A 12,266-nucleotide genomic window follows, 5' to 3' on the forward strand; every position below is an offset into this window, starting at 1 on the left:
AACTGGGTCGTCTGTTGGTGTGGATGTGGGTCTGAAAGATTTTGCGATTCTTTCAACGGGAGAAGTATTTAGCAATCCTAAATGGTTTCGCCAACTGGAAGAAAAATTAGCGAAAGTACCGTCACTATTTTTAATTTTTAAAGGTGCTGCTGAAAAGAAGAAACGTTTTGTTTCAATTTCATCTAGGTTGGGTTAAGTTTTCAATTAAATAAATATCATTCCCGAGTAAAATATGATGAATAGGTGAAGTTTTTGTCGTTACTTCGTCAGGAGAAATAAAGTCTAGACCAACAGATTTTACCTTTAATTTTACCAATTCTTCGGCGAGTTCTTCTGAAAGATAAAAAGCCCCTTTTTCATATGCTTCTGTGTTCCATTTATTTGAAAGATTCGAACGGAAGATGACAATATCGCCTTCTTTTACTCCAGCATGATGAAGAACCTCTTTTGGTAATTTTCGTTCTTTTCTATTTGTTACGTCAATAAGAATCGCTTCTCCTACAAAATGATCTAGTGGCAATTGTTCAATTGTTGTTGCGCCAGAAATAAAATGAGCAGGTGCATCACAGTGTGTCCCAACATGAACAACCGAGTGGAAATCTGTAACTTGAAATCCTGCTTCTTCCACACTTGTAATAGCTTCCAAATGAATGGCTGGAGTGCCTGGGAATTGAGACATATTGTTTTCGAACGTTTGAGATAAATCAATTATTTTCATTGTGATACCTCCAATCGTTTTTTATAAATTGAAAAACTGAAAGAGTCCCATTCTTTATAGATGAGGAAGTAAGTATTCAACCGCACATAGAGGTTTGAAAATCAAGTTAGATAGAGAAAAAGCCCATCTTTCAAATCAAGAAAGATGGGCTTTACATATTTATATGTAAATATATTTTATCTTCCAAAATGCTTTGCATTTTGCAGGATTTAGCACCTGTTCAGTTTTTTGTAACTGAGGTTGCCGGGCTTCAAAGGGCCAGTCCCTCCGCCTCTCTTGATAAGAAGTATATTTAGTTATGGAGTCTGAAAATTTCGTTATTTAAATTGTAAGGTATTTCTTTTTTTATTGCAAGAATAAAAATAGGTATTCACCCAATAGAAAAGGATTGCATATTGTAACTTATGTAAATAAATTGCTCCAAAGGAGTGAGTGTAGTGACAGGGAAAGTGTTAAATTATTATGCTGGAGGAAACACTGCTCGAGGATTTCATAATTTATTTGACGAATGTTTAACGGGGTTAGATCGATTGTTTATATTAAAGGGGGGCCCAGGTACAGGGAAATCATCATTGATGAAAAGTATAGGGCGTGAATGGAATGAAAAAGGGTATGATATTGAACTCTTACATTGCTCTTCAGATAATAAATCAATTGATGGTGTCATTATTCCAAAATTAAAAGTAGGTATTGTAGATGGAACAGCGCCGCATGTTATCGAGCCGAAGATGCCTGGTGTTGTGGAGGAATATGTGAATTTAGGAACGGCCTGGGATGCGGAAGAGTTAAAGAAACATAAGAAAGAAATTGCGCGGTATATTTCGGAAGCAAGCGGAGCGTTTCAATCTGCGTATAGTTGCTTTCAAGAAGCTTTAGAGATACATGATGTTTGGGAAGAGATTTATATTGATAACATTGATTTCGAAAAAGCAAATGAATTAACAGATCAGCTTATTCAAAAATTATTTGCTCATCATACAGGAGAAAAAGCAGTTGTGAAACATCGTTTTTTAGGAGCAGCAACCCCAAAAGGAGCAGTGGATTTTGTACCAAATTTAACAGAGGATATCCCGCATCGCTATTTTATAAAAGGACGCCCAGGGTCTGGAAAATCGACAATGCTAAAAAAAATAGCAGCTGCAGCAGAAGAAAAAAGATTCGAAGTTGAAGTGTATCATTGTGGATTTGATCCAAATAGTCTGGATATGATAATTGTAAGAGAATTAGGGTTTGCGATATTCGATAGTACAGCGCCTCACGAATATTTTCCGAGTCGAGAGGGTGATGAAGTAATCGATATGTATGAACTCATTATTACGCCGGGTACAGATGAAAAATATGCGAAGGAAATTCGTGAAGTATCAATACGATATAAGTCAAAAATGAATGAGGCAATATCCTTTTTAGCAAAAGCAAAAACAGTTCGAGATAAATTGGAGCGAATTTATATAAAGGCGATGGATTTTTCAAAAGTTGATGCATATAAAGATGAAATACAAAGGGAAATTGAAAAAATTGAACAAGTGATTGTTCAGAAGTAAGATTGGCTTGTTAGGCTGTCAGGGGCTTCCTGACAGCTAGTTATGTCTTGTCGAATTTCCAGGGAAATGATCAAAAAATAGGGAGATACATATGAAAGAAAGAATTCTAGTCGAATTAGCGAAAATTGAGAAAGAACATGACGTGGAAATTTTATTTGCAGTAGAGGCGGGCAGTCGTGCATGGGGATGGCATTCTAAAGCTAGTGATTATGATGTTCGGTTTGTCTATGTTCACCGTTTGGAGTGGTATGTATCTATAGATGAAAAGAGAGATGTTATCGAATGTCCCATTCATAACACTTTAGATATAAGTGGATGGGATATTCGAAAGGCATTGCGATTATTTGCAAAATCAAATCCGTCTTTATTAGAATGGATTCATTCTCCGGTCTTTTATATTAAAAACTCTAATTTATCAACATGTTTACAGAAAATAAGTGAACATCGTTTTAATCTCAAGTCAACAATGTACCACTATTTGCATATGGCTTCGAAAAATTATCGTGAGTTTTTACAGGGAGAGAACATGCAGGTGAAAAAATATTTTTATGTATTACGTCCGATTTTAGCATGTAAGTGGCTAGAGGAGAAAGGAACAGTGCCACCTGTGGAATTTGCACGTGTCATAAATGAACTTTCTTTCGAACATAGTGTTTTAGAGGAAATAAAGCATTTATGGTGGATGAAAAAAGGGGAGGTACGTTAGATACTTTACCGAGAATGCCTAGATTACATCAGTTTTTTGAGGAACAAATCGCATATTATCAAGAATATGCAAAACGTGTTGAAAAAAGAACTGAAGTAGAAAATGAGGAATTAAATCGTTTGTTTCGAGAGATTGTATTTAAAAAGAGTGGAAACGCTTGTGTCAAAAAGTTATAGAAAAATGCTTTTTTATTACAACAAAGACACAAATTATTTATAATCTATTGGAACGGATTTGCAAAGTTTGCTATCACATCGCTATTAGAAAAGAGACTGTCCAAAAGGTATACTTTTGGACAGTCTCTTACTTATCATGATTTGAAATCTGGTTAGGAATAAAGAAAACGGAAATAGCGGCAATTAGACCTGCAAATGCAAACACATAAAAATTCCATACTTGATTATACTGTAATGTCATGAAGATACCGATAATAATGGGGGCAGCAATCGCACCGATTCTCCCAAGACCAAGTCCCCAGCCTAAAGCAGTAGCACGTATACGAGAAGGGAAATACTGAGTGACATATGCATTTAATATTTGTGTGATACCAACGGAACCAATTCCAGCAATTCCAATTAAAATATAAATCATAGTAGTGGAAGTCTGTATGGTTAATAATCCGATACAGATAGCGGCCATGAGGTAAGAGAAGCTAATGACGATTTTTGCCCCGATTCTATCTGCAATGGCTCCTGCAAATAAAGCTCCAATTGCTGCGGTGATATTCAGCATTAACAAGAAGGATAAACTAGAGCCTAACGGATAGCCAGCTTTCCGCATCATTTGGGGCAACCATGTATTTAATCCATAAATAAGAAACATCCCCATTATATAAGTGAGCCAAAAGAGTAAGGTTGCTCTTACATATTGTTTTGAAAATAATACGAAATATCCACTTTGTTGCTTTTCCTTAGGGGGATTATATGTTTGTTTTTGAGGTAACTGGATTTGAAAACGCTCGCTAACTCGAATTGCCTCTTCTTGACGATTGCGTGAAAGTAAGAATTGAATTGATTCCGGCAAGTAACGAATAATAATAGGAACGAGAAGAAGAGGAATCATGCCAATACCAAACATTGTTCGCCAACCGAAATCTTGTAACATAAAGATGGATAAAATAGCTCCTAACACAATTCCTAATGGATAACCAGTAAACATAAGTGCATAAATAAAGGATTGTCGTTTCTCGGGTGAATATTCAATTGTAAGTGCAGAAGCAGTCGGAATGACGCCGCCTAGACCAATGCCGCCAATAAAGCGAAAAAAACCAAATAATTCAGGAGATGAAGCAATAGCAGCTAAGCCCATTGTTAGAGAGAAAAGAGATAAACAAAATACTAAGGTCCATTTTCTGCCGATATAATCTGTAATCGTTCCGACAAGAATGGCGCCAATAAACATACCCAAAAGAGCATAACTGGCAATTGTACCCGCTTGAGTCGGCGATAAAGCCCAATTTTGATCTTCTAAAAGTGTTGGCAAAATCGCCCCATAAATACCTAAATCGTAGCCATCAGCTAAAATAGCTAACCAACAGATCAGAACAACAAGCCTAGTAGTAGAATTTGAAAGGGCTGTTTTTGTGGATTCTGGATGAGGAGAAGAGATTTGCATCATATACACCTCTTTTTTTCGGTTTACTGTATTATTTGGTTATATATAAACAATTCCCTTCAATTGTCGAATTTTTTCGCTATTTATACGCATTTTGCTTCGAGATTCAGCAAAAGTAAGGACATATGATATGAAGTGAGTATACAGAAAAATGGACTCATCGAAACTGCCTGTTGGATAAGTCCATTTTTTCTTAAAGTAAGGTTATTCTTCATATACTCGTTTTAAAGGTTGGTTAGCAGGACCTTCTACTACATCCCCATTAATGGAAAAGCGCGAGCCATGACAAGGACAGTCCCATGTACAGTCACCGCTGTTCCATTCCACTTCACATCCGAGATGTGTACAAGTTGTATCGACGATATGTAATTTCCCATTATCATCTTTATAGGCACCAGCACGTTTGCCGTTCACTCTTACGACAGCACCTTCACCATTTGCAAGATCTTCTGGTTCACGAAGAGCAAATTCTAGTTTTCCTTCAATGAGATGTTTAGCTACATCTAGATTTTGAGAGGCAAACGTTTTTATGTCTGGATCAGCATGAAAGCGCGATGGCGCAAAGAGTTCTTTATAAGGACTGTTTCTTTTTATGATAGATGTTGTTAATAGTTGAGCGGCGACAGTTGAGGTCGTCATTCCCCATTTGCGGTATCCGGTTGCAACAAATATATTTGGATTATTTTCATTGATGTGCCCAATATAAGGAATTTTATCTAAAGTGATTAAATCTTGTGCTGACCATCTATAAGGAATCTGTTCTATTTCAAATATTTCCTCAGCGAAGGAGTGCAGCGCCTCATAATGAAGCATCGTATTAATTCCTTGTCCTGTTTTATGGCTTTCACCGCCAACAAGAATCAGTTTTGTTCCGTCTATCGTTGTGGATCGTAAAGAACGTGTAGGATTATCAATACTTAAATACATGCCTCCTGGATATTCTGTTTTAGATTGAATAGCCAGTACATAGGAGCGTTCTGCATACATTCGTGTGAAGAAAAAACTACTCTTATCATAAAACGGAAAATGAGAGCAGAGGGCGACATATCCAGAAGTGATACGTTGTCCATTTTTTGTAATGACTTGTGGATAAAATCCTTTTTCTATATCAATTGCCGTTGTATGTTCATAAATGGTACCACCCATTTTAATAAATTCCTCAACAAGCTTTTTTAAGTAGTGAAGAGGATGAAATTGTGCTTGTTTTTTCATTACAAGCGCAGCTTGAGTGGAAAGAGGAACTGGAATAGACGTTACATATTCGCACGGAATGTTTAGTTTTTTGTATGCCTCGTATTCTTTTATTAACTTTCTTAACTCATCTTTACCTGTTGTATATAAATAGGCATCTTCTTCTGTAAATCCACATTCGATATGATGTGTTTTTACTGTTTCTTTTATAAATTGTAAAGCTTGATGATTCGCTTCATAGTAGAGGCGTGCTTTATCTATACCAAAGTGGTTGATGAGCTCATCATAAATGAGGTCATGCTGTGCGGTGATTTTTGCTGTGGTATGTCCAGTTGTCCCATTTAAGATACGGTCAGAATCAAGTAAGACAACCTTCATACCTTCTTTAGCGAGTAAATAAGCAGTCGTAATTCCTGTAATACCAGCACCAATAATGACAACTTCTGTTTTTATATTTTCAGATAAAGCTGGAAAAGTAGGGAGTAAGGTAGAGTCCATCCAGTAAGAATGGGGAAATTTAGGGAAAGAATGATTATTCATGATGCAAACCTCCTAATTTAGGATATTTTTCCTATTCATTTTTCCCATTTATATGAAATTCATGTGAGAAAATTTGGTGTGAAATGTAAAATGTTTTGTTAGGAGGAATATTTCTGAAATGATATATTGATATAGTTTTTTATCGTTCGTTTTAAGAGCGAATATTTTGTGAAATAAACATTTATATAGGAACTAGCTCAATCTATATCTAATAAAAAAAGAGCTTTTTATGTATAATAATGATTTTTAATATAATGGATACCCCTTTTTAAAACATAGGTTTTTTCTTTGGTAAAATAGGATATGATTATAAAAATATAACCACATTTTATGACCTAGTAATAAAATGTGTTGACAATGCAGAAAGTCTATTGATATGATTCAACATGTGGAAAGGTTGATAGAGAGTAAAAAGAGAAATGTTTTTCATTGATAATAAAAGCGATAATAAGTGACGATAGAGTGAGTATATTTTACTTATGATATATGCTTTTTTTGCATCATCTAGTCGTATCAATCTGGAAACAACAATTGATCTATGCAGTTTGCGTAAGCATGGCATAAGAAAGGAGCAAAAGGATGAAGGAGCTTCATACGTTTGGATGGTATGCAGCACGTGTATCACCGCACTTGCCAAAAAAAGCATTTAAACCAGTTCCGACCCGTCTATTTGGCGGATTAGCTTATTTGCTTGTGGCAGTAGCAGGATTAATAACGATTGGGTTGTTTGAATTGAATGCGTGGATAAATCTAGGAATTGCAATTGTTCTTGGATTGTGTTTTGCTTCACTTGGATTTTTAGGGCATGAAATTTTACATGGAACGGTTGTAAGAAAAGCGTGGCTTCGTGATTTACTAGGAGCAATTGCATTTATGCCATTAACTACAGGACCAAAGCTTTGGAGGAAGTGGCATAATGCGACGCACCATGTTCATACACAACATGAAGAAAACGACCCAGATGCATGGCCAACACTTGAGAAGCTGAAAAAGAGTCAATTTTTAAGATGGGTGTATCGTTTACCACTTCACGTACGTTCATTCTTTAGTTTTTTATCATTAACGTTTCAATTTACATTACACTCAACTCGAATGTTCTTTCATTTTATAAAAGAATTTAAAACGTCGAATCAACGAGCGGTATGGCTTCAACTTCTTTTGCCATGGACAGTCTGGATGAGTCTCTTGTTTATTATGGGACCGATGAAATGGTTGTTTGCATATGTGATTCCGTTATTGATTGCGAACTTTATTGTAATGGCGTATATTGCAACCAATCATCGCTTAAATCCAATTGTTCCTGTAAATGATCCATTAGCAAACTGTTTATCTGTAACAGTACCACGCTGGGTTGATGTATTACATTTTAATTTTTCATATCATACAGAACATCATTTGTTTCCTGCGATGAGTTCGAAATACTATCCATTAGTAAAAGAGAAAATTAAAGAAATGTGGCCGGAACGTTATCATGAAATGCCAATGAGTAAAGCGTTAGTAGCACTTTGGAAAACACCGCGCGTGTATTATGAAGGCAGTGAATTGATTGATCCGCAAAAAAAGCATTTCTATGGGTCGCTAGGAAATGGACTAGATCCGGAGAATATTTCGTATCGTGAGGAGTATATGAAAGAAGAATCAATGAACAAGGCAAATTCATAATTGTAGATAAAGAAAAGCAAGCTATAATCAGTAGCTTGCTTTTCTATATAGAAACGACTTTTTCCTTTTGGTTATTTATTTGTACAGTGTTACTTTGCTTACGACTGAGCCTTTTTTCGAGGAGATTCACGAAATAAGTGAATAGTAAAACAAGGACAAGATAATAGATACCTACTACGATATAGGTGTTTAATTGTTGGTAATTTCCAGCGGCAATCGATAACCCAGATCCCCACAATTCTGACATACCAACGTAAGCAACAAGGGAAGAATCTTTTAACCCAATAATAAATTGATTTCCTAAAGGAGGTATTGAAAGGCGAAATGCTTGTGGTAATATAATGCGACGCATAGCTAGTGGATAAGACATTCCGAGAGAACGGGCGGCTTCTAATTGCCCACGGTCTACAGATTGAATCGAGCCGCGGAAAATTTCTGTAATATAGGCACCATTATGAATCGCTAAAGCAATGGCACCGGCCCAAAATGGTGTGAAAACAACAATAGAAGTAATACCGAAGTACAAAATTGCAATTTGTACGATTAAGGGAGTACCGCGAATGACAGCAATATAAATATGAGCAATACTATTTAATAGTTTGTTGTTTGAAATGCGAAAGAATGCAAATAGTAATCCAATTAGTGAACCAAGTAGTAAAGAAGTTAAAGTCAATTGCAATGTGATAAGAACTGCTTTGAGCAACGTTGGATAAGTAGATAAAAAAATCTCAATCATTCATTTCACCTCATATTGGTTAGGAGTTATAGTGGATATAAATACCCCACAATTTATGTGGGGCACCGTATTTCTTTACAGAATAGGAGAATTGTTTATTTTGTTTGTTCCTCTTCTCCAAGAATATTGCGACCAAACCATTTCTTACTAATTTTCTCGTACGTACCATCTTTAATGATCTCATCTAATGCTTTATTTACTTTCTCAACCATTTTTTTATCATCTTTGCGAACAGCGATAGCCATTTCATCAAGGTTTAATGGTTTTCCAGCTTCTTTTATAGAAGAATTTCCTTCTTTTATCATGCGAAGTCCAACCATTTGGTCGGTAATAACAGCATCGACACGACCGGGTTCTAAATCCATAAGAGCTGTAAGGTCGCTATCATATTCTGTTATTTTATCTGTTTGCTTTTCAACAAGTGCCTTAAATGTACTTGCTTTTACAACTCCAACTTTTTTGCCTTTTAAATCATCAACAGAGGAGATGGAATCATTCTGTTTTGATACGAAGATTTGGGCGCCAGAACGATAATATGGTTTTGTGAAACTAACAGCCTTTAATCGTTCTTCTGTAATTGCCATACTTCCTAAGATGACATCATATTTTTTGGCCTGAAGACCTTGGATTAATGTTTCCCAAGGATTGGTAACGGGGGCAGGTTTCATTCCCATTTTCTTTGCAAGAGCTTCTCCAATTTCAACATCGAAACCCATAAGTTTCCCATCATTTTCTTTATAATTAAAAGGTTTATATAATCCACTCATTGCATAACGAAATTCTTTTTTTCCATCTGTAGAAGTAGTACTACTTTCTTTACTACAAGCTCCCAATATGAAAGAGAGACTCAGCGTAATGGTTGCAGCGACAGTAAATAATTTCTTTTTCATATAACCCCTCCTATATATTGTTCCTATCAATACGGACATTTTTATATATGGTGTTGGGTAGTAGTATATGTGTCCGTCTTGCTTTGTCTTTAGACACTATAAAACATTTCTTAAAAACTGTTTTGTTCGCTCATTTGAAGGTGAGGAGAAGAATTGTTCTGGCGGAGCATCTTCGACAATTTGGCCATCATCCATAAAGATGACGCGGTCGGCTACATCTCGTGCAAAGCTCATTTCGTGAGTAACAATAATCATCGTCATTCCTTCACTAGCAAGTTCTTTCATTACTTGTAATACTTCGCCAACAAGTTCAGGGTCAAGAGCTGATGTAGGCTCATCAAATAGCATAATATCGGGGTTCATCGCAAGAGCTCGTGCAATGGCAATACGTTGTTTTTGACCACCAGATAATAAGTGTGGTGTGATATTTGCTTTATCTTCTAATCCAACTTTTTTTAATAAATCCATTCCGATTTCTTTTGCTTTTGCCTTATCTAACTTTTTTACATGAATGGGTGCTTCTGTGATGTTTTCTAATGAGGTCATATGAGGAAAGAGGTTAAAATGTTGAAAGACCATACCAACGTTTTCGCGGACTTTGTTTAAATCTGTACGTTGAGGATCAATTTGTTCCCCTTGCAGACGAATGTTCCCTTCATCGTACATTTCTAAAAAGTTAAGACAGCGGAGTAAAGTGCTTTTCCCAGAACCGCTTGCACCAACTAAAACGACAACTTCTTTTTCCTTTACTTCTAAGTTAATTCCTTTTAAAACATGTAATGAGCCAAATGATTTTACTAAATTTTGAACTTGAATCATACCAAACCCCCAGTGAATTTTATATTTTGATAAATGTGTTCCTTCTTTTTGTTATTAGTCATAAAACGGCAAAATCCTCTATTTTTTAAAGTTCTAGATGTTATGTATGAAACATTATTTCATGAGCCAGTATAGTATGTTTCTCGTTATATGGAGAAGATTACAATTTGTTTTCTGATTATAAGGTGTTTTAAAAATCTTTATATCTTTCTATAATAAAAATATGGATAATAATATAGAAGTAGTATTTATATAGTTAATGGGGAGGAATGCGAAGGTGGAAAGAGAGCAGAAAACCTTTTCTTTTGGTTTACGTATGCAGCTTATGTTATTTACAACAATTTTGGCATTGATTACGTATTCGACAAGTTTATTTTTTATTTATGTGTTGTACGACTATTTTCAAAGTTATGTAAGTCAAACAGTTTATAATATTGTTGTAATGCTGTTAGGGGTAATATGGTCTGGTATTCTAGCATATGTTGCAGCAGTTTTTTTAATTAAGCCTTTACGTAAATTGGAGGAAGCTGCTCATAGAGCTGCTGAAGGTGATATTCGTGAAAATGTACCATTACCAAAAGTAGATGATGAAATAAAATCCTTAAGCATTGCTTTTAATATGATGCTAGGAAATTTGCGCACAATGGTAAACAATATCGATACAACATTTTCTTATACAAACATGCAAGTGCAGCAAATTAGAAAACAAACAAATGAAGCGACAAAGCAAGCACAAGTTGTGTCAGAAACATTAGCTGAAATTTCCTCAGGAGCGGAACAGTCAGCAGCATCTATTCAGACGATTGTTTCCACTGTAGACCAAACAACATCCATTGCTAGTGAAGTGGAAGAAAAGGCAAATCAATCCGATCAATTATCTTCTGAAATGGTGCAAGCATTAGGGCAGAGTACGAAAGTATTCACATCACTTATTAAAGGAATTCAGACACTTGCAAAAGAGAATGAACAATCTATGCACAATGTGCAAAAATTAGAAGAACGAATGAAACAAGTTGAACATATTGTTTCTGTGGTAAGTGAAATAGCGAGTCAAACAAATTTATTGGCGCTAAATGCATCAATTGAAGCTGCTCGCGCTGGAGAACACGGAAGAGGATTTGCTGTTGTAGCAGAAGAGGTTCGGAAGCTTGCTGATGAGAGCGATCATTCAGCGCGAAATATATCTCAGTTACTTTGCGATATGAAGAATGAAGTACAACAAGTAGCAATGCAAATGACAGAGCAAGTTAAGTCTGCTAACGAAGAAGCAAAGCGCGGAGAAGCAACGGAATTGATTTTAAAAGAGATGTCAGAAAGTATTATGGAAGTAGCAGATGCAACGAAAAAGATTAGTGGTTATATGAAGGAGCAAGTAGAACATATTCAAGTAACAGGTACGCAAACGAAAGCAGTAGCAGCAATTGCAGAAGAAACATCGGCAGGCTCACAAGAAGTTGCAAGGGTAACCATGCAACAATCTAAAAATATGATAGCAATTAATCAGTTGTTAGAGCAATTAGAAAAACAGGCAACTGAGTTAAAGCAAACAATAGAACGATTTATGTTATAAAAGGAAGAATGATTTTTAATCTGTACCCTTTGTAAAGGACATTTTAAAAAAAGTTAGGCAGCCGCGAGAAGATGATTTCTGTATTCAACAGGAGTCATCTTCTTTAAATTCCATTGATATCTGTGCTGGTTATAGTATTTGATATAGTTTTTAATTTCTTGTTTTAGCTGGGCAAAAGATGTACAAGTTTTTATATGCGCTTCATCTTTAAAATGCCCGAAAAAAGATTCTTGGGGGGCATTATCCCAACAGTTTCCTCGTCTTGACATGGATTGTCCC

At 35.8% G+C, this 12,266-nt stretch carries 9 protein-coding genes, 3 pseudogenes and 1 riboswitch; of the genes and pseudogenes, 5 read left to right on the top strand and 7 right to left on the bottom strand.

What is annotated here, in order from left to right; translation table 11 throughout:
- A pseudogene (locus MR056_RS21065) lies at positions 1-112 on the top strand (RNA-guided endonuclease TnpB family protein); the annotation flags it as partial.
- Here the strand turns inward: MR056_RS21065 and MR056_RS21070 are convergent.
- Positions 109-718 (bottom strand): annotated as a pseudogene (locus tag MR056_RS21070) (cyclase family protein); the annotation flags it as partial. The pseudogenes MR056_RS21065 and MR056_RS21070 overlap by 4 nt on opposite strands.
- A 173-nt stretch (positions 719-891) precedes the next feature.
- A riboswitch (SAM riboswitch) is annotated at positions 892-1,004 on the bottom strand.
- A gap of 151 nt (positions 1,005-1,155) precedes the next feature.
- Here MR056_RS21070 and MR056_RS21075 point away from each other — a divergent pair.
- Entirely contained in the window at positions 1,156-2,259 is a 1,104-nt protein-coding gene (locus MR056_RS21075; RefSeq protein ID WP_048724272.1) for a PRK06851 family protein, read from the top strand.
- A 91-nt stretch (positions 2,260-2,350) separates the two neighbouring features.
- Positions 2,351-3,141: pseudogene (locus tag MR056_RS21080) on the top strand (nucleotidyltransferase domain-containing protein).
- A gap of 127 nt (positions 3,142-3,268) precedes the next feature.
- On the opposite strand, the gene MR056_RS21085 reads toward MR056_RS21080, so the two are convergent.
- Positions 3,269-4,579: an MFS transporter gene (locus tag MR056_RS21085; protein WP_375293721.1), complete on the bottom strand. Its 1,311-nt coding sequence runs from the start codon at positions 4,577-4,579 to the stop codon at positions 3,269-3,271.
- Positions 4,580-4,783: 204 nt separating this feature from the next.
- Positions 4,784-6,310, bottom strand: coding sequence for an FAD-dependent oxidoreductase (locus MR056_RS21090; protein WP_011983457.1), 1,527 nt, complete (start codon positions 6,308-6,310; stop codon positions 4,784-4,786).
- 579 nt (positions 6,311-6,889) lie between these two features.
- Between MR056_RS21090 and desB the strand changes: the two genes are divergently transcribed.
- Positions 6,890-7,972, top strand: a complete 1,083-nt coding sequence (gene desB, locus MR056_RS21095; RefSeq protein WP_011983458.1) for a Delta(10) desaturase DesB — start codon at positions 6,890-6,892, stop codon at positions 7,970-7,972.
- A 43-nt stretch (positions 7,973-8,015) separates the two neighbouring features.
- On the opposite strand, the gene MR056_RS21100 is transcribed toward desB, so the two are convergent.
- From MR056_RS21100 to MR056_RS21110, 3 genes are all read right to left on the bottom strand, one after another.
- Positions 8,016-8,708 (bottom strand): amino acid ABC transporter permease, encoded by a 693-nt coding sequence (locus tag MR056_RS21100; RefSeq protein ID WP_011983459.1) that lies wholly within the window; start codon positions 8,706-8,708, stop codon positions 8,016-8,018.
- 95 nt (positions 8,709-8,803) lie between these two features.
- Positions 8,804-9,598, bottom strand: coding sequence for an ABC transporter substrate-binding protein (locus MR056_RS21105; protein WP_011983460.1), 795 nt, complete (start codon positions 9,596-9,598; stop codon positions 8,804-8,806).
- A gap of 96 nt (positions 9,599-9,694) precedes the next feature.
- Positions 9,695-10,417 (bottom strand): amino acid ABC transporter ATP-binding protein, encoded by a 723-nt coding sequence (locus MR056_RS21110; protein WP_048724269.1) that lies wholly within the window; start codon positions 10,415-10,417, stop codon positions 9,695-9,697.
- Between the two features lie 277 nt (positions 10,418-10,694).
- Between MR056_RS21110 and MR056_RS21115 the strand changes: the two genes are divergently transcribed.
- A complete protein-coding gene (locus MR056_RS21115; protein ID WP_011983462.1) occupies positions 10,695-11,987 on the top strand; it encodes a methyl-accepting chemotaxis protein in 1,293 nt (430 codons plus the stop codon).
- 53 nt (positions 11,988-12,040) lie between these two features.
- Here MR056_RS21115 and MR056_RS21120 read toward each other — a convergent pair.
- Positions 12,041-12,266, bottom strand: a 226-nt coding sequence (locus MR056_RS21120) for an IS3 family transposase (protein WP_242136689.1), incomplete at its 5' end; no start/stop codon positions are given.

It is taken from the genome of Bacillus cereus group sp. BfR-BA-01360 (assembly GCF_022663595.1).
Lineage (GTDB): Bacteria > Bacillota > Bacilli > Bacillales > Bacillaceae_G > Bacillus_A > Bacillus_A cytotoxicus.